The sequence below is a fragment of the Ruegeria sp. BG7 genome, from assembly GCF_056535685.1.
Genome location: NZ_JBQFIU010000001.1, coordinates 1561114 through 1579729 on the forward strand (window position 1 = coordinate 1561114; position 18616 = coordinate 1579729).

At 57.5% G+C, this 18616-nt stretch carries 18 protein-coding genes; 9 read left to right on the forward strand and 9 right to left on the reverse strand.

Features of this window, described 5'->3' with window-relative positions; translation table 11 throughout:
• Positions 1-54: 54 nt before the first annotated feature.
• Together ACR3EH_RS07805 and ACR3EH_RS07810 are read right to left on the reverse strand one after the other, a co-directional pair.
• Entirely contained in the window at positions 55-675 is a 621-nt protein-coding gene (locus ACR3EH_RS07805) for a nicotinate-nucleotide adenylyltransferase (RefSeq protein WP_171184251.1), read from the reverse strand.
• A 32-nt stretch (positions 676-707) separates the two neighbouring features.
• A complete protein-coding gene (locus ACR3EH_RS07810) occupies positions 708-1178 on the reverse strand; it encodes an MOSC domain-containing protein (protein ID WP_171184066.1) in 471 nt (156 codons plus the stop codon).
• Positions 1179-1316: 138 nt separating this feature from the next.
• Between ACR3EH_RS07810 and ettA the strand changes: the two genes are divergently transcribed.
• Together ettA and ACR3EH_RS07820 are read left to right on the forward strand one after the other, a co-directional pair.
• Positions 1317-2984: an energy-dependent translational throttle protein EttA gene (ettA, locus tag ACR3EH_RS07815; RefSeq protein ID WP_010442471.1), complete on the forward strand. Its 1668-nt coding sequence runs from the start codon at positions 1317-1319 to the stop codon at positions 2982-2984.
• 77 nt (positions 2985-3061) lie between these two features.
• Positions 3062-3751: a DUF2971 domain-containing protein gene (locus ACR3EH_RS07820; protein WP_171184065.1), complete on the forward strand. Its 690-nt coding sequence runs from the start codon at positions 3062-3064 to the stop codon at positions 3749-3751.
• A 282-nt stretch (positions 3752-4033) separates the two neighbouring features.
• Here ACR3EH_RS07820 and ACR3EH_RS07825 read toward each other — a convergent pair whose 3' ends face one another.
• A complete protein-coding gene (locus ACR3EH_RS07825) occupies positions 4034-4420 on the reverse strand; it encodes a hypothetical protein (protein ID WP_171184062.1) in 387 nt (128 codons plus the stop codon).
• A 461-nt stretch (positions 4421-4881) separates the two neighbouring features.
• Here ACR3EH_RS07825 and ACR3EH_RS07830 point away from each other — a divergent pair, with 461 nt between their 5' ends.
• Together ACR3EH_RS07830 and ACR3EH_RS07835 are read left to right on the forward strand one after the other, a co-directional pair.
• The gene (locus tag ACR3EH_RS07830; protein ID WP_171093536.1) at positions 4882-5088 is read left to right on the forward strand and encodes a cold-shock protein; all 207 of its coding nucleotides are present in this window, start codon (positions 4882-4884) and stop codon (positions 5086-5088) included.
• 163 nt (positions 5089-5251) lie between these two features.
• Positions 5252-5806, forward strand: coding sequence for a L,D-transpeptidase (locus ACR3EH_RS07835; RefSeq protein WP_171647348.1), 555 nt, complete (start codon positions 5252-5254; stop codon positions 5804-5806).
• Positions 5807-5812: 6 nt separating this feature from the next.
• On the opposite strand, the gene ACR3EH_RS07840 is transcribed toward ACR3EH_RS07835, so the two are convergent.
• Entirely contained in the window at positions 5813-6475 is a 663-nt protein-coding gene (locus ACR3EH_RS07840) for an arylesterase (protein WP_371732011.1), read from the reverse strand.
• A gap of 27 nt (positions 6476-6502) precedes the next feature.
• On the opposite strand from ACR3EH_RS07840, the gene ACR3EH_RS07845 reads away from it, so the two are divergent.
• Positions 6503-7198 (forward strand): ABC transporter ATP-binding protein, encoded by a 696-nt coding sequence (locus ACR3EH_RS07845; RefSeq protein WP_171184058.1) that lies wholly within the window; start codon positions 6503-6505, stop codon positions 7196-7198.
• Complete coding sequence (locus ACR3EH_RS07850) at positions 7195-9723, forward strand: ABC transporter permease (RefSeq protein WP_171675914.1); 2529 nt, start codon at positions 7195-7197, stop codon at positions 9721-9723. The genes ACR3EH_RS07845 and ACR3EH_RS07850 overlap by 4 nt, the downstream gene beginning before the upstream one ends.
• Positions 9724-9725: 2 nt before the next feature.
• Here the strand turns inward: ACR3EH_RS07850 and ACR3EH_RS07855 are convergent, their stop codons facing one another.
• Entirely contained in the window at positions 9726-10172 is a 447-nt protein-coding gene (locus ACR3EH_RS07855) for an RrF2 family transcriptional regulator (RefSeq protein ID WP_171184054.1), read from the reverse strand.
• A 93-nt stretch (positions 10173-10265) separates the two neighbouring features.
• Here ACR3EH_RS07855 and ACR3EH_RS07860 point away from each other — a divergent pair, with 93 nt between their 5' ends.
• Positions 10266-10877, forward strand: coding sequence for a gamma-glutamylcyclotransferase family protein (locus ACR3EH_RS07860; protein WP_171184052.1), 612 nt, complete (start codon positions 10266-10268; stop codon positions 10875-10877).
• 26 nt (positions 10878-10903) lie between these two features.
• On the opposite strand, the gene gltX is transcribed toward ACR3EH_RS07860, so the two are convergent.
• Positions 10904-12229: a glutamate--tRNA ligase gene (gene gltX / locus ACR3EH_RS07865; protein ID WP_171647352.1), complete on the reverse strand. Its 1326-nt coding sequence runs from the start codon at positions 12227-12229 to the stop codon at positions 10904-10906.
• Positions 12230-12370: 141 nt separating this feature from the next.
• Here gltX and ACR3EH_RS07870 point away from each other — a divergent pair, with 141 nt between their 5' ends.
• Positions 12371-13303, forward strand: coding sequence for an MBL fold metallo-hydrolase (locus ACR3EH_RS07870; protein WP_171647354.1), 933 nt, complete (start codon positions 12371-12373; stop codon positions 13301-13303).
• A 4-nt stretch (positions 13304-13307) separates the two neighbouring features.
• Here ACR3EH_RS07870 and ACR3EH_RS07875 read toward each other — a convergent pair whose 3' ends face one another.
• The 3 genes from ACR3EH_RS07875 to ACR3EH_RS07885 all read right to left on the reverse strand — a co-directional run bounded on the left by ACR3EH_RS07875 (position 13308) and on the right by ACR3EH_RS07885 (position 16976).
• Positions 13308-14639, reverse strand: coding sequence for an NAD(P)/FAD-dependent oxidoreductase (locus tag ACR3EH_RS07875; RefSeq protein ID WP_171647356.1), 1332 nt, complete (start codon positions 14637-14639; stop codon positions 13308-13310).
• A 138-nt stretch (positions 14640-14777) separates the two neighbouring features.
• A complete protein-coding gene (locus ACR3EH_RS07880; protein ID WP_171093553.1) occupies positions 14778-15002 on the reverse strand; it encodes a hypothetical protein in 225 nt (74 codons plus the stop codon).
• Positions 15003-15317: 315 nt separating this feature from the next.
• Complete coding sequence (locus tag ACR3EH_RS07885; RefSeq protein ID WP_171184044.1) at positions 15318-16976, reverse strand: NAD+ synthase; 1659 nt, start codon at positions 16974-16976, stop codon at positions 15318-15320.
• Positions 16977-17130: 154 nt separating this feature from the next.
• On the opposite strand from ACR3EH_RS07885, the gene ACR3EH_RS07890 reads away from it, so the two are divergent.
• Positions 17131-18612, forward strand: coding sequence for an MORN repeat-containing protein (locus ACR3EH_RS07890; protein ID WP_171184042.1), 1482 nt, complete (start codon positions 17131-17133; stop codon positions 18610-18612).
• The last annotated feature ends 4 nt before the right edge of the window (positions 18613-18616 follow it).

Sequence of the window (18616 nt, forward strand, 5' to 3'; positions counted from 1 at the left end):
ATCCCACAGAATAAAACCACACAACCTCTCGCTGAGATTATGCGCCCAAAGGGGCTATTCCGGCAACACTTGCGCGCGCCACTCGCCGCGCGTCCGGATTTCGGTCGAGCTGACATCGACCATAGGTACATTGACGAAACACCAGGCCGGGGCTTGCGCGCGACCCAGCAGATGCCGCGCCTGCCCGTCGATCCGGTACTTCGCATAAAGCCGCGCCGCCGGTGACATCCGGGCCGAGATCCGATCCCTCGGCCGCGCCGCCACACCAACAGGCACGGTATCCATGATCAGCCGCCAGTCTTTCCATTTGTGGAACTGCGCCAGATTGTCGGCCCCCATGAGCCAGACAAACCGAACCTGCGGATACAGCCGCCGAAGCGCTGCCAGAGTATCCGCCGTCGCCCGCGTACCCGTCAGCGCCTCGATATCCGTCACGTCAACCTTCGGGTGCTGCATCACAGCTTTCGCAGCTTGCAACCGCCGCGCCATCGGGGCTGGCCCATGCTCCTTCAACGGATTACCCGGCGATACCAGCCACCACACCCGATCCAGCCCAAACGCCTTCATCGCCTCACGAGTGACATGTACATGGCCTTTATGCGGAGGATCAAAAGACCCTCCGAACAGCCCGATCACCTGCCCGGGTCGCGCATATGGAATATGATAACGCTCCATCCCCTGCTGATGTTCAGAACTCAGGGGGGTTGTCAATCAACAGGTTGCACCGCATCACCCAGCTTGACACGCCCCGGGCGGAGGACTTCGGCACACCAGCCCCCATGCCCACGCACGGCAGAATACCCGCCTTTGCCCAGCGCTTCCTCCATCCGACTGCACGGCGCGCAGATCACGGTAAACCGCAAAATGGCTTCTCCTACCTGAACATCGCGCCCTTTGAGCGCAGCCAGATTGATCCCCGACACCACCAGATTCCGCCGTAGGATTTCAGGCGCAATCGGCCCCTGCCCCAGATACGACCCAATCGCCGTCAAATGTTCCTGCTGGATCAGAGTCACCGCCCGCTTGCCAGCGTGGCCACGGTCGCCGTCGAGCCCGTCAGTGGCGATCAATACGTCGTCCGCAATATTCATCACTGACCGCCTCTCAGACCGAAGGCCGATCCATTCGACACGCCCCGGCTGCGCCCAACCTTCAATCAACTTTGCCAATTCAGACAATCTATACCCCTTGTATGATCAAGCCTGTTTAGGTGAAACCGGCACTAATCGAAATTCACAAAACCACCAGCTTGCCCAGCACGCCCACCTCGGATATCCAACGTTTCAACTCAATTTCCCCGACCCAGAGGACGCGACATGGCCGCCTATCAATATGTCTACCACATGCAGGGTGTCTCCAAGACCTATCCCGGTGGCAAGAAGTGCTTTGAAAACATCCACCTGAGCTTTCTGCCCGGCGTGAAAATCGGTGTCGTCGGCGTCAACGGCGCGGGTAAATCGACGCTGATGAAGATCATGGCCGGCCTCGATACCGATTTCACTGGTGAGGCTTGGGCGGCTGAGGGTGCCAAGGTCGGCTATCTGCCGCAGGAACCGCAGTTGGATGAATCGCTGACCGTCCGCGAAAACGTCATGCTGGGCGTCGCCGCGAAAAAGGCCAAGGTCGACCGCTTCAACGAAATCGCCATGGAGATCGCCGAGAATTATTCGGACGAGCTGATGGAGGAGATGACCACCCTGCAGGACGCGATCGACGCGGAAAACCTGTGGGACCTCGACAGCCAGATCGACGTCTCGATGGAGGCACTGCGCTGCCCGCCGGACGATGCCAATATCGCCAACCTCTCGGGTGGTGAGAAACGCCGCGTGGCGCTCTGCAAACTGCTGCTCGAAGCGCCCGACATGCTGCTCTTGGACGAACCGACCAACCACCTGGACGCCGAGACTATCGCGTGGTTGCAACAGCACCTGATCGACTACAAGGGCACCATCCTGATCGTCACCCACGACAGGTATTTCCTGGATGACATCACCGGCTGGATTCTGGAACTCGACCGTGGCCGGGGTATTCCTTACGAGGGCAACTATTCCGCATGGCTGGAACAAAAAGCCAAACGGCTGGAGCAGGAAGCCCGCGAGGACAAGTCCAAGCAGAAGACCCTGCAGCGCGAACTGGAGTGGATGCGTCAGGGTCAAAAGGCCCGTCAGGCCAAATCCAAGGCCCGGATTAACGCCTATAACGAACTCGCCGAGCAGTCCGAACGCGAAAAGCTGACCCGCGCCCAGATCGTCATCCCCAACGGCCAGCGCCTTGGTGGCAAGGTGATCGAGGTCGAGGGTCTCTCGAAACACATGGGCGACAAGCAACTGATCGAAGGGCTGGATTTCGCCCTGCCCCCCGGCGGCATTGTCGGCGTCATCGGCCCCAACGGCGCGGGGAAATCGACGCTCTTCAAGATGCTCACCGGTCAGGAACAGCCCGACAGCGGCACCATCACACTGGGCGACACGGTCGAGCTGTCTTATGTCGACCAATCGCGCGACGACCTGAAAGACAACGACACTGTGTGGGAGGCGATCACCGGTGGCGCCGAGATCATTCAGCTGGGTGACGCGCAGGTCAACTCCCGCGCCTATTGCTCGTCCTTCAACTTCAAAGGCGGCGATCAGCAGAAAAAGGTCTCTCTGCTGTCAGGCGGTGAACGCAACCGCGTCCACATGGCCCGCCTGCTGAAAGAGGGCGGCAACGTCCTGCTGCTCGACGAACCGACCAACGATCTGGACGTCGAAACCCTGCGCGCGCTGGAAGACGCGCTGGTCGATTTCGCCGGCTGCGCCGTTGTGATTTCGCACGACCGCTTCTTCCTCGACCGGATTTGTACGCATATTCTGGCGTTTGAGGGTGACGCACATGTGGAATGGTTCGAGGGCAACTTCGAGGACTATGAAGAGGACAAAAAGCGCCGGTTGGGACCGGACGCGCTGGAGCCCAAGCGGTTGAAGCATAAGAAGTTTGCGCGGTAGGATGGCAAATGCCTGCCAAACTTGAGCATGATTGCTTTAGGCAACCTCCAAACCCACGTAGTCGGGTTTGGAGGTACATGGACCTGGCCAAGTTTGTGTCGCTTCTTACAACAAGAGCGATGTTCTTTACTCGCGCGGACAAACTTGGGGACAATTTTGAAGGATCTTTGACCAGCGCCACTATCGCTGCAATCGCGACTGTTTCGGAACAGATCATTTCTGAGGCAGAAGACAAGAGCTTTCCAAACGGAACACCCGAACAGCAAATTCGAAATGCATTCAAACAATTTCCAAAAGAGAATTTCGTTAGTTGCTGGCATTTGAATGACCATGAATCAGCCGCAATGTGGAGGCTGTACTCACTCTTAAATCAAGGCCTCGCCATCCAAACTACGTACGAAAAATTGGCTGCCGCTCTGCCTGAAGAGATTTTTTTGGGAGGTGTGATATATGCTGACTACGAAAATGTCGTCATCCCGTTTAACAACACACTATGGCCTGTGATGCACAAAAGGATGAGCTTTCGACACGAGAATGAGGTGAGGGTAGTTTTCCCGAGTTTTGGGAAAACCCCGAACAGCGACAGAATTAATGAGGTCGACTATGGTGTGCAAGTTACGGTTGATCTGAACGAGCTTGTAGAAAGCGTCTTGGTACATCCTGAAAGCCCTAAATGGTTCTTGGAAGTCGTTGCTTCACTCGTGAACCGAAACGGCATGAAAGCCGATGTTCAAAGGTCGAGACTGTCCGAAGCACCTATTTGGTAGCAAGCGTAGGATGGGTGCTTGCACCCATCGCGCCTCAATCCCAATCTACCTCATCAAATGATGGGTGAAATCACCCATCCTACGGTTCCCCGAACGCCCCTTCCGTCCCACAATCGCGCCACTCCGGATCAACTCTACTCGCGCGAATATCGCGATGTATCGACGAACAAGGCCAATCGGTTGGATGCCATCCAGCCAAATTTAAATGCATTAAGACCCCTCCGAGCAACCAAACTCCGGCGCCCCAGTCAAAACTCTAATGGATGATCGCAGTTGCAGCCCTTAAGCTGACCGGTTTCCGCGAAGTTTGCCCAGACCAAACAGCCCGGCCAAAGCGCCGACCAGCAGCAACCAACTGGCTGGTATCGGAACAGCCGAAAGGTTCGCCTGCGCCAAAGTGCCTTCCGTCATGCCACCCTCTTGATCTGTACGTTCCCCCAACAATTCCAGCTCTTCAAAATACCGATTTTCGTCATAGGGTTCAGAGATCAGGGGCAAACCGGGGTTTTCCCATTCCAACTCTTCTTGATGTCTTTCGCTGTCAAAGCCCGAGAGAAGCTCAGACCTAACTTCATCATCCACATTCACGCTTTCCGCCCCATCCAAGGTGGTCAATGCTTCTGATGCTCCGGCCCAGAACAGAACCGCCAATGTGCAAATAACTCTCATAAACGCCCCCACGGCCCTGTAATTATTATAGCATTTCAGCGTCATTTTTCAAATATCTCAATAATTGAATTGAAATGGAGACTTATAAGATAAAAGGATACCGTCCTAACAAGACGACTCTGATCCTGTGCCTCAAAGGGCCGCAAGCAAAGCTGCGATTCTCAATAGACTCGTTATGCGTTTATTCGGAAACGGGGATAACCACCGGTCGTATGAGCCGGGCACGGCAAGTCCAACCCTTTGATCAAAAACCCCTTGAAACACCGCAATAGGCTCTGGGGCCAAGGTTCAATCCAGGCGATCATCCCTTGCCACATGGCCACCTCAATGCCATATGAAAGGAGCTTACGTTTTTCTATTTCGACCCACTGTCTCCTTTTACGGCGCTCAGTCTATCGATCCAGACAACGACGCCAGGCTGCCGCATCCACGTGGGCAGCACCAAACAGGAGACAACGGATATGCCCGCAGGCACCGTAAAATGGTTCAACACCACCAAAGGCTACGGCTTTATCGCACCCGAAGATGGCGGCAAAGACATCTTCGTTCACATCTCGGCTGTCGAACGTTCGGGCCTGACCGGTCTGGCCGACAACCAGAAGGTCACGTATGAACTGCGCGCTGGTCGTGACGGTCGTGAAAGCGCCGACAACATCCAGCTGGCCTAAGCCAGTCTAAGGGTAAGGCATGGCCTTACCCTTTCCCTCCTGCTCGCCTGCGTGGCGGCCGGAACACATCACGACCACGTGATGTTTGCCCCAGAATTGACCAAGTATCATATCATACTGAAACTGTTCTTAAGTTTCATTGGTCATTCGATGAGGGTTTTCGATGTTTACACGCCGTGTTTTTCTGGCCGGAACAGCTGCCAGCCTGCTGCCGGGAATCGCCAGCGCCAAGAAAGCGGTCGAGTATGATCCGACGCCGCAATTCGTGCGCATCAAAAAGCAATTTGTGCCCGGGCAGCTTCTGGTCGCCCCCCGCTCGTTCTATCTTTACTACGTGACTGAGCCTCGCAAAGCGATCCGCTATGGCTGTGGGGTCGGCAAGGCGGGATTGGAGTTCACCGGGACAGCGACGATCGCCGTGAAGAAGGAATGGCCGACCTGGCGCCCGACCGACGAGATGATCGAACGCGACCCGGTGGCCTATGCAAAGTTCAAGGACAATGACTATGTCCAACCCGGTGGCGGAGATAACCCTTTGGGCGCGCGAGCGCTGTATCTATTCCAGAACGGCGTCGACACATATTTCCGCATCCATGGCACAACGCAGCCGCAAACCATTGGTCATGCAGTGTCAAACGGCTGCGTCCGTATGCTGAACGAACATGTCATTGACCTATACAATCGTGTCCCAATCGGAACAGTGGTCACGGTCGTCTGATCAAAGTCAGGGGGCCGCTGCCTGCCCTACAAGCTCCAGAACGGACGGGCCCAGCGCATCCACGATCCGGGCGACCCCGTCGGCATTTGGATGAATGCCGTCAGCCTGCATGAACTGCGACACTGCGCCGGGATCGCCGTCGGCTGTCAGCCCTTCAAAGAAACTGCTGACGAACAATGCTCCAAAGTCCTGGGCCAATTCGGGATACATGGCGTCAAAGTCCTGCTTGTACTCGGCCCCGTAGTTGCCGGGGGCCTGCATGCCGATAAGCAGAACGGCGACATCACCTGCCCGTGCAACCTCGAGGATTTTGCTCAAATTGGCCCTCGATACGGCAGGATCGATCCCGCGAAGCAGGTCATTTCCCCCCAAGGCAACGATCATTCCATCCACGTCCGGTGTCAGAGTCCATTCCACCCGCGCGGCCCCACCCGCCGTTGTGTCGCCCGAGACACCGGCGTTGATCACCTGCACATCCGCTCCTTGGCCCTCAAGCCAACGGTCAAGCTGAGGTACAAACCCGTCTTCTTCCACCAGCCCATAGCCTTGCGTCAACGAATCCCCCAAGGCGGCAATCACCACTTGCTCGGCTGTGGCCGTGAAACCGCAGAAGATAAACAGACCTGTCATCAAAGCCTTGCGCAATGTGGTGATCGCTCCATATCCCAAAAGACCGCTCCTTAATCGGGTAAACCTATGACATCTGCCGTTCTCACTCTCCAAAATGCTGCTTTGTCTCTGGATGGCAATGCCGGACGGGTCGATATTCTGCATGACATCACGTTGTCTGTGACCAAGGGTGAGACACTGGGCCTGATTGGGCCGTCCGGCTCGGGCAAATCTTCACTGCTGATGTTGATGGGTGGGTTGGAACAAGCGACCAGTGGGCAGATTACCGCGTTGGATCAGGACCTAACCAGCAAGGACGAAGATGCTCTGGCCCGCTTTCGCCGCAACAACATGGGCGTGGTGTTTCAGAATTTCCACCTGATCCCGACCATGACTGCGCTTGAGAACGTGGCTACACCGCTGGAGTTGGCGGGCCAAAAGGACGCGTTCGACCGTGCCGAGGCTGAGCTGGAAGCTGTTGGCCTGTCGCATCGGCGCAATCATTACCCGGCGCAATTGTCGGGTGGCGAACAGCAAAGGGTGGCACTTGCCCGTGCCTCAGCGCCGCGCCCCAAGATTTTGTTGGCGGACGAACCGACCGGGAATTTGGACGAAACAAACGGCTCCGCGATTGTTGATCTGCTGTTCGGACTGCGCCAAAAATACGAGGCCACGCTCGTTCTTGTCACCCACAGCCGTTCTCTGGCGGAACGCTGTGATCGTGTCGTCCGTTTACGCGATGGACGGATTGCAGAAGAAACCCTGCAGGAGGCCGCCGAATGAGCCTGCGACTGGCGGGGCGGCTCGCCCGTCGCGAGCTACGCGGCGGCTTGCAGGGATTTCGGATCTTTCTGGCCTGTCTGGCTCTCGGCGTCGCTGCCATCGCAGCCGTCGGGTCGGTACGGCAAGCCATTCAAACCGGATTGGCGCAGGAAGGTGCTTCGCTTTTGGGCGGCGACGCCCAGCTTGAATTCACCTATCGCTTTGCCGACGAGGCAGAGCGTGCCTGGATGCAGCAAGCATCCGAACAGGTGTCCGAAATCGTCGATTTCCGCTCGATGGTTGTTGTACCCCGTGACGACGGACCGGAGCGCGCACTTACCCAGGTCAAGTCCGTCGACACTGCGTACCCCTTGATTGGTTCGGTCAAACTGGATCCTGACATCACGCTGGATGATGCCCTAAACGGGACATCCGGCTTGCCCGGAGCAATTATGGAGCAAGTGCTGATCGACCGGCTTGGGCTGACTGTCGGTGATCGCTTCAAGCTTGGGACACAGGAATTTATCCTGACAGCCGCATTGGTGAACGAACCCGACAGCGCGGCAGATGGGTTTGGCCTTGGACCGCGCACATTGGTTCGAACCGAGGCGCTACAGACCTCCGGGTTGTTGGAACCCGGTACTTTGTTTTCGACCAAATACCGATTGAACCTGCCAGACACGATTGCTCTTCCCGAAATCGCCGCCGAAGCTGACAAAGCCTTCGACGGCACGGGAATGCGATGGAGCGATGCGCGTAACGGTGCCCCCGGTATTTCCGAGTTTGTCGGTCGCCTCAGCGCGTTTCTGGTTCTTGTTGGACTGTCGGGCCTTGCCGTAGGTGGTATCGGAGTTTCTGCCGCCGTGCGCGCGTACCTGAGCCAAAAAACGGAAACCGTCGCGACCCTGCGCACTTTGGGGGCTGATCGCGCGACGATTTTTCAAACCTACATGCTTCAGATCGGCGTGCTGTCTGTGATCGGAATTGCGCTCGGCCTGGCGCTGGGTGGGCTGGCTCCGCTGCTTCTGGCGCCTCTGTTGGAAAGCCAGTTACCGGTTCCGGCAGTATTCTCGCTCTATCCGCAACCACTGATTGAGGCCGCAATCTATGGGCTGCTCACCGCATTTCTGTTCACGCTTTGGCCATTGGCCAGAACCGAGGACGTGCGGGCCGCAACCCTGTTTCGCGATGCGCTGAGCACAGCCCGAGCGATCCCACGCCCGATCTTTGTCATCGCCACAGGAATTGGACTTGTGTTGCTTGTCACCGTTGCCGCCTGGTTCAGCGGATCCACCCGATTGACCCTTTGGACAAGCGGCGGGCTTGTGGGCGCGTTGGTTTTGCTGACCCTCTCAGCCTACGCCATTCGCAAACTGGCACGGGCCGGAGCGCCTCTGGCACGCGGCCGCCCCGCCCTGCGATGGGCCTTGTCCGCCATTTCAGACCCGCGTGAAGGCGCAGGCTCGGTTGTTCTGTCGCTCGGCCTGGGCTTGTCCGTTCTAGCCGCCGTTGGACAGATCGACGGCACGCTGCGCAACGCGATCTCTGGCAATTTACCGGACGTTGCGCCCTCATATTTCTTCGTCGACATCCAGAAGGACCAGATGCCCGGCTTTACCGATCGCCTGACTTCGGACCCTGCCGTCAGCCGCATCGAAAGCGCGCCAATGCTGCGCGGGATCATCACGCAGATCAACGGCCGCCCTGCCCGTGACGTGGCTGGTGATCATTGGGTGCTGGAAGGCGACCGTGGTGTTACCTACTCCGCCCAGCCCCCGGCAAACGCGAATGTAACCGACGGGGAGTGGTGGGCCGAGGATTATTCGGGCACGCCGCAGGTCAGCTTTGCCGCTGAAGAGGCCGCCGAAATGGGCCTGCAACTTGGCGATCAACTGACCGTCAATATCCTTGGTCGCGACATTACGGCAGAACTGACATCCCTGCGCGAAGTGGATTTTTCAACCGCAGGCATGGGATTCATCATGTCGATGAACCCCTCTGCACTGTCCGGTGCACCGCACAGTTTCATCGCCACTGTCTATGCAGAAGAGCAGGCCGAGGCTGCCATCCTCAAGGATCTCGCCGGCCAGTTCCCCAACATCACGGCCATTCGCGTACGCGATGCCATCGACCGTGTCTCGGGCCTGCTGGCCGGCATCGCCGCCGCTACTTCTTACGGCGCAGGTGTGTCCTTGCTAACCGGGTTTCTGGTCTTGATCGGAGCGGCAGCGGCAGGCGAACCTGCCCGCAGATACGAAGCGGCAATCCTGAAAACCCTCGGGGCCAATCGGGGCCGCATTCTGCGCAGTTTTGGCCTGCGCTCTGTCTTACTGGGGGCCGCCGCGGGCTGTGTTGCCTTGCTGGTCGGCATTCTGGGCGGCTGGGCCGTTGCCACCTACATATTCGAGACGGATTTTGCGGTCATCTGGTCTTCGGCCCTCGGCATTGTTCTGGCCGGGATCGGCGTCACACTTTGCGCAGGTCTTGCCTTTGCGCTGCGCCCGCTTTCGGCCCGACCGGCCCGCATTTTACGCGCCAGCGACTGAGTTCAGCGTACACAGGCCACGGGCTGCAGAAGCTTCAGCAACGGATCGTTGTCACAGACCAAAGCATCCAGCGATACATCATCAAGTGAAGCGTAAAATACCTCGGCCGCGTCTTGCAGCGCCAGCCGCAACCGGCAGGCATCCGTCAAGGGGCAGGTATTGTCCGCATCCGCAAAACACTCGGCAATGGGCAAGGCCCCTTCGACATGCCGAAAAACGGCACCGATCCGAATTTCTTCCGCCGGGCGCGCCAGGGACATGCCGCCATTGCGACCCCGTTGCGTGCTCAGATAGTTCAACTGGCTCAGTTGATTGATCACTTGTGCCAGATGGTTTTCCGAGATGTTGCACACTTCGGCGATCTCCGCCTTCGTGACCAACCTGTCCGGGTGCGCTGCGCAATACATCAACAGGCGCACAGCGATATTCGTCCGTTTGGTAATCCGCATGAGGGCCTCCCTGAATTCTAGATGCAGCCTTATTGCATGTCCGGGAAAAAAGCGGTTTGACATACATCAATCGATCAAAAGGACGCCTTATCCATGCCTGACCCCTATTTCTTTGGCTATGGCAGCCTTGTGAACCTCGCGACCCATGATTTTCCCGACCCGCGCCCCGCGAAGCTGAAAGGCTGGAAACGGGCGTGGCGCCATACCGATCTGCGTCCGGTCGCGTTCCTGACCGCAATTCCCGACCCCGAGTCCGAGATCGAAGGCATGATCGCCCATGTGCCTAAAAACGACTGGGCCGCACTGGATCAGCGGGAATGGGCCTATGACCGGGTTCCGGCAACGAATTCGATTTCACACCCCCTGACGCATGATGTCGAAATCGCGGTTTATGCGGTGCCCCATGACCGGCACACCGCGCCCAGCAATCACCATCCCTTGCTGCTAAGTTATATTGATGTCGTTGTGCAGGGATACCTGAGGGCGTTTGGACAAGATGGTGCGGACCGGTTCTTTGCCACAACCGACGGCTGGGACGCGCCTGTTGTGAATGACCGGGCCGAGCCGAAATATCCCCGCCATCAACAGCTCAAACCTGACGAAACAGCGTTTGTAGATAACCGCCTGGAACGCGCATCCGTGAAGATTATCCAACCACACCAACAAAAAGAGGCAGACGATTTGCCTGCCTCTTTCAAATTCTAAGCTCACATAGTTTCGGTACGGGGCGATCAGCCCCGTGCGCGGATCACTTGCAGCAAGGGCAGCAGAGCCGCCATTTCCGGCCCCCGCTCCATCCCAGTCAGGGCTTTGCGCAGCGGCATGAACAGGCCTTTGCCCTTGCGGCCTGTCGCCTCTTTCACCGCTTTGGTCCAAGTACCCCAGGTCTCGCCATCAAACGGGCCGTCGGGCAACAAAGCGATCGCCTCGGCAATAAATTCGCGATCTTCATCGGCAATCAAAGGCTCGGCCCCATCGCGGCACAGTTCCCACCAGCCTTTCAGATCGGCCAGAGTTGTGATGTTTTCGCGCGCCATGGCCCAAAAGGGTTCCGCCAATTCAGCCGGAACACCAGCATCCGTCACCGCATCAGCTACATCTGCCAGCGGCAGCGATTGCAGGTGCTTGGCGGTCAGCGGGAACAGGTCCTGTACGTCAAACTTGGTCGGTGCCGCACCAAACCGGTTCACATCAAACCCTTCGATCAATTCCGCCATGTCCGAGCGCAACTCAACCGGGTCAGATGACCCCAAACGCGCCATCAGGCTCAGCAATGCCATCGGCTGCACGCCCTGTTCGCGCAGGTCGCGCAGAGCCAAAGTTCCCAGACGTTTCGACAATGCCTCCCCCTGAGGGCCAGTCAGAAGCGAATGGTGTGCGAAACGCGGGCAGTTGCCACCAAGCGCTTCGATTATCTGGATCTGCGTTGCAGTGTTGGTCACATGGTCCGATCCCCGCACCACATCGGTTACACCCATTTCGGTATCGTCCACAACGGACGCAATTGTATAAAGCACCTGACCGTCACCGCGGATCAATACGGGGTCAGACACCGAAGCAGCATCAATCGAGATGTCGCCCAAAATGCCGTCATTCCAATCGATGCGCTCATGATCCAGCTTGAAGCGCCATACACCGTTGCCGCGTTCGGCGCGCAGGGCGTCTTTTTCGGCATCTGACAGGTTCAGCGCGGCCCGATCATAGACCGGTGGCTTGCCCATGTTCAGTTGCTTCTTGCGTTTCAAGTCCAGCTCGGTCGGCGTCTCAAACGCCTCATAGAACCGACCCATCTCACGCAGCTTGTCCGCAGCTTCGGCATAGCGATCCAAGCGGTCAGACTGGCGTTCAACCTTGTCCCAATGCAGACCCAGCCACTCCAGATCCTGCTTGATGGCATCGACATATTCTTCTTTCGAACGCTCGGGATCGGTATCGTCAATACGCAGGATGAATGTACCGCCAGCCTTGCGGGCGATTAGATAGTTCATCAGGGCGGTGCGCAGGTTGCCCACATGGATGTAACCGGTGGGCGACGGGGCGAAACGGGTGGTTGTCATGGATGTCTCCTGTTGGCGCGGCTCTTGTCACAGGATCGGCTATTTGTCCAGTCGGCAGACCTGTTCACAGCAACGTCAGGTGGCAAGTTCGCGCATAGGACCTATCTAAAGCATTGCTGGCACAGACAGGGAGACCCCAAAATGACTATCAAACTGACCCGCCGGGCTGCACTTGGTGCGGCAGCGGCTTTACCTTTTGCCTCTGCCGCTACGCCAATTCTGGCTGCGGGAACTGAAACCAAAGCGAAATCAACCATCGCCAGATCGTTTGCTCTGGGTGATTTCACTGTCACCACATTGCTGGACGGCAGCGTCCCTCGCGATGACGCCAAAGCGCTGTTTGGCCAGGACGTGTCAGATGAAGATTTCGCAAAGGTATCCGCCGAAAACTTCATCTCACCCGACGTGGCGCAGTTCTTCTTCACCCCGACGCTGGTCAATACAGGATCCGAACTTGTTCTGTTTGACACTGGTTTGGGACAAGGCGGTATTCAGACAGCTTTGGCCGATGCGGGCGTCACGCCCGATCAGATCGACGTGGTTGTTATCACTCATATGCACCCCGACCACATTGGCGGCATGACCACAAATGACGCGCCGACCTTCCCGAATGCACGCTATGTCACGGCATCGTCCGAATACGATTTCTGGTCCGGGATGGAAGCCGGAAACCGTGTCGGCGACATGGTCGCGGCCAAGGTCACGCCATTGGCCGAAAAGATGACCTTTGTCGAGGATGGCGGAGAAGTGTCATCTGGCATCACAGCCATCGCTGCTTATGGACATACGCCGGGTCACACGGTTTTCCATCTCGAAAGCAACGGTCAGCGGCTGGTTCTGACGGCCGATCTGGCCAACCACTATGTCTGGTCTTTTGCGCACCCGGAATGGGGCTTTAGCTTTGACGCCGACAAAGAGGCTGCGACCGCATCGCGGCGCAACGTTCTGGGCATGCTTGCCGCAGATAAGGTGCCGATGATCGGCTATCACATGCCGTTTCCAGCTGCTGGCTTTGTAGAGACACGTGGCGAAGGCTTCCGCTTTGTTCCGGTCAGCTATCAGATGATGGGCTAAGCCACTAATACCCCGGATCCGGTCGCACTTTCGAACCGTCGGTGAACCGCGACAGGCGAAACGTGGCCGGATCCACACAAGGCGTCGTTTCAGCGACAAGATCGGCGATCAATCGCCCGGCACCTGGACCAATGCCAAATCCATGGCCTGAGAATCCTGTGCCAATGAAAAGACCCGGCAACTCATCCACACCTGAGATCACCGGAATGGCGTCAGGCGTAACGTCGATCATTCCGGCCCAACTTTGCACAACTTCGCTGTTAACCAGCGCCGGGAACCCCTTACAGGCGCGGCCCCAAGCGTGCCGCAACGTTTTCTGCGATGGCTCAGGGTTCAAAATTCGGCACTGCTCGAACGGGGTCACATCGGTGGGCAGCCAGCGCCGATCGTGTCGCGCTTCGATCGTCCAGCGTTTGGACAAGCGAAAACGCAGAGATTTCCACTCTTGCGCAAAGGCAGGAAGGAACTGTTTCGCAAGCCGGAAACTGTCGGGCACGATGTCCACTGTGTTTTCGTGGCCAGACGCAATGGTATAGCCGCCGTCAGCGCGTTTGCGGATCGCAAAATCGTCGAACCACAACGCGGGTCCAGGACCATCGTGCACGGGGGATGTGCGAAGGACCGTGTTCAAAACCTTGAGTTGCGGCAGTGCGACACCTGCGTTGCCTGCAAACAACCGCGACCAGGCCCCACCAGCCAGGACAACCCGGTCACAGGCCACTTTTCCACGTTCTGTAAAGACACCCGCGACACGCCCCTCACGAGTGTCCAAACTTCGTACGGCGCATTGCGTCATGATCACTGCACCCCGGTTTCGTGCAGCCTCTGCAATGGCCGGAGCAGCCCATTGCGGCTCGGCCCGACCGTCCTGCGGCATGTAAAGCGCTGTTGTCAAACCCGTTTTATGCCCTTGCAGCAAATCGGAAAGCTCACCGCCGGACACTATCCTGGCCCCGGTTTGCAATCCATCAACATGGCGCATCCACTTTTGCAGGTTGGCTGCGTCTCTTGCGCCAGAGGCCCCAAACAGGATGCCGGATTGGGTATAGCCTGTTTCGCGCCCCAAACGCTCGTCCAGCGTTTGCCAGACGCGCAACGCCTCTTGCATCAGGGGAATTTCCCTTGGGTCTCGCATACCCAGACGCACCCAACCCCAATTGCGCGAACTCTGCTCTGCTGCAATCTGACCCTTTTCACACAAAAGAACAGAAGCGCCGCGTTCAGCCAGCTCTAATGCTGTTGAAACGCCAATGATACCTCCGCCAATGACGACAACATCCACACGTTTGGGCAGGGCCAGATCAGATTCGACGGGGGTTGGTTTGGGTGCGGTCATTAACAGGTCTTACATCAGTCGCTTGGACCAGTATGGAGACCTGCCTACCGTGGATAAGCAATGTGAATTCCGAGCGCTCTTGCAGTATTTTCGACACCTGTGGCCCAGGTGCCGAAATCAGTGTCAGCAAAGAGCGTATTAAGCCGCGCCGGACAACTCTGCCCATTTCTGGCGCAGGATCGCAGACAGCCCGCTTTGCTTACGCGCGGCCTGTGCAGTCACATCTTTCTGAGGCAGCAATCTTGGAAACTCTGTGCGGAAATGGGCGGCGGCTTGCTCGTCCAATTCCCGCTGCTCGTCCAGCATATCGGCTATTGCTGCATCCAACTTTTCTTCATTCAGCTCCTGAGGCGGAGATTCCATCGTCCGCATTCGCATAGGAGCATGAAGCGAATTGTCATATTCCTTGTACATTTTACCACCACACCGTTCACTCAGACATCCAACCCGGGATGCGTCGCTCGTACCGCGAACCAATTTTACGCGTTCCGAATAAATTGCGTCGCACCCGCCCCGCATCGGGCAACTTCTAAGCAAAAATGTGGCAGAAAAATGTCACCGAAACAAGTCTGAGGCAGCTGTAAGTGCCTTAAATCGCACCCGATTTCTCGCGATTTCGGAACAATTGACATCATTTGCGCACGACTGTTTCCGCGCAATCTGACCTTGCCGTGAAACTCAGGTCCGATCGCGCCAACGATTCACAATTGGATAGCGCCGATCCAGCCAGAAGGCCCGCTTGCTCAGGCGCGTACCAGGAGCAGACTGGAACCGTTTGTATTCACTGATGTAAATCAGATGTTCGACCCGCCGGGCCTCTGCTTCGTCATACCCGGCAGTGACGCAGTCGGCGATTGAGCCATCTTGATCGACCAAAATCTCAAGGATACCGTCCAGAACCGGGTAGTCGGGCAAACTGTCGCTGTCCTTCTGGTCTGCGCGCAACTCGGCACTTGGCGGTTTGTCGATAATGGACGGGCGGATCACCTCGCCCTCGGGACCCATCATCCAGTCACGATGATTGGCGTTGCGCCAACGGCAGGTTTCAAACACGCGGGTTTTGTAAAGGTCTTTGATCGGATTATAGCCGCCATTCATGTCGCCATAGATCGTGGCATAGCCCACCGCGACCTCGGACTTGTTGCCGGTGGTCAACAGCATTTCACCAAACTTGTTCGAGATCGCCATCAGCAGCAGCCCCCGCAGGCGGGACTGAATGTTTTCCTCGGTCAATCCTTCGTCCAGCCCCGCAAACAACGGCGCCAGAGTATTCGTTACCGCGGCCCGGCCCTCGGAAATCGGCACAAAATCATAGTGCACGCCCAATGCCTTGGCGACGGCCTCGGCATCATCCAGCGAAGCCTGGCTGGTATATTCCGACGGCAACATCACACAGCGCACGTTTTCGGCCCCGATGGCATCGACCGCGATGGCCGCCACCAACGCAGAATCGACGCCCCCGGACAAACCAAGAAGCGCCTTCTTGAAACCCGTCTTGCCCATATAGTCGCGCAACGACTGCACCATCGCGCGATAATCCTGCTCCCACACATCAGGCTGAGGAACGATTTCGGCAGGCGCGATCAGCCAGCCATCGTCACCACGCTCAAGATCCACGTGTGAGACAGTTTCGTCAAAAACAGGCATCCGAAAGGCCAGCTCTCCACCCGGATTCAAGCCAAAGCTGGCTCCGTCAAAGACCTGATCGTCCTGCCCACCCACCATATTCAGGTAAATCAGTGGCAAACCCGTTTCGACAACACGCGCCACCATATGGTTCAGGCGCACGTCATACTTGTCGCGGAAATAGGGCGATCCGTTGGGGATCAGCAAAAACTCGGCCCCGGTTTCTTCAAGGGTTTCTGCCACGTCCGGGTGCCACCCATCTTCGCAGATCGGGCTGCCAATTCGGAAGTTCCCAACCGAATACGGCCCACCCAGCGGACCGGCATCGTACAGGCGCACTTCGTCAAAAACGGTTTCGTTCGGCAAATGATGTTTCAAGACCTTGCTGGTGATCCGCCCGTTTTTGAGGATCAGGTAGGCGTTGAACAACTTGTCCTCTTCCGCCCAAGGCGCGCCAATGGCAATCGCTGGTCCGTCTGCGCATGTTTTGGCCAACGCCTCGACCGCCGCCATGGCCGCACGGTGGAACACTGGCTTCTGGATCAGATCCTGCGTGTTGTACCCGGTGATGAACATCTCGGGGAAGGCCACCAGATCGGCACCGGCTGCTTTGCCTTGCTCCCAAGCGGTAACCGCCTTGGCTGCATTGCCCTCAATGTCACCCACAGTGGGGTTCAGTTGCGCCAGAGTGATACGGAAACGGTCGGCCATGCTGCCCTCTTGCCTCGTCAGTCCTATTGCCATTTAGCAGATCACCGCGCGAGTAAAAGGCCAATGCGGCAAAAGCCGTTGCCCTGCCCTCGACGGTATCCTAGTTTTGCCTCCAAAGATGCAACCAGCGATGACCCGGCAGGCAGGACCGAAAATGAACGTGATCCGATATTCGATTTTGGCAGCGGGGCTCAGTCTGTCCGCAGTGACGGCGTTTGCACAGGACGGAACAGTCATCATCAAAGATGACGAAGTTGGCGGCGTCTATGAAGGCACCTATGAAAACGGGCTGCGCCACGGGACGGGAACCTACCGGCTGCCCAACGGGTTTGAATACACGGGCGAGTGGGTTGAAGGCGAGATTCAGGGCCAGGGCGTGACCCGCTATCCCGACGGGTCAATCTATGAAGGCAGTTTTTCTAAGGGCCAACCCGAAGGGCGCGGCAAGATCGTTTATGCCAATGGCAGCAGCTATGACGGTGAATGGTCCAACGGATCAATCAACGGCACAGGTGTTGCCGAATTCGCCAATGGCACCCGCTATGAAGGCGAGTTCAGGAATGCCCAGCGGCACGGCAAAGGCGTTCTGACTTTTCCCGACGGATACATCTATGATGGCGACTGGGTTGATGGACAGCGGCAAGGCAAGGCCAAGATCACTTATGCCGATGGCAGCGTGTATGAAGGCGACGTCAGCGCAGGATTGCGCGATGGCACGGGCAAGCAAACCATGCCCGACGGTATGATCTATTCCGGTGAATGGGCGCAGGACCAGATCACCGGCACCGGTCGTCTGACCTATGCCAATGGCGATGTCTATGAGGGCGAACTGGTAGAAGGGCGCCGTCAGGGCAAAGGCAAAGTGACCCACGCGCAAGGCGACGTGTACGAGGGCGATTTTGTCGATGATCGCCGCCAGGGCAAGGGCACGTTCACCGGCACGGACGGCTTTGTGTATACCGGCGACTGGAACCAGGGACAGATCGAAGGTCTGGGAGAGCTGACTTATCCCGATGGTTCGGTTTATGTCGGCGATTTTGTTGCCGATTTGGCTGAGGGGACGGGCCGCATCACCTATCCCGATGGGTCAACCTATGAAGGTGATTGGATCGCTGGCGTGATCGAGGGTCAGGGCACGGCCACTTATGCCAACGGTATGATATACAAGGGCCAGTTCAAGAACGCGCAAAGCCATGGCAAGGGCGTCGTGACGCGCGCGGACGGCTCGGTCTATGACGGCGACTGGGTTGATGGCGTTCGCCAAGGCAAGGGCAAAGCGACCTATTCCGACGGCACCGTCTATACTGGCGATTTTCTGAACGGAAAACGGCATGGCGCTGGGGAAATCGTGACCCCCGCTGGGTTCAAATACGTCGGCGACTGGTCCGAAGGCAAGATCGAAGGCGTGGGCGTTGCTACTTATTCGAACGGCGATGTGTACGAAGGTAATTTTGTCGATAACAAGCGCCAGGGCAGCGGAACGATGCGCTATGCCAACGGGCAGGAAGAAACCGGTATTTGGGAAAACGGAGTTTTGCCGGGCCGGGCCTCTGACCAGCAAAGCGAGTCAGACACCCAGGATCCACAGCCTGCACCGGATGATCAGGCCGAAACGCCCGAGGCCTCCGACGGGTAAACCC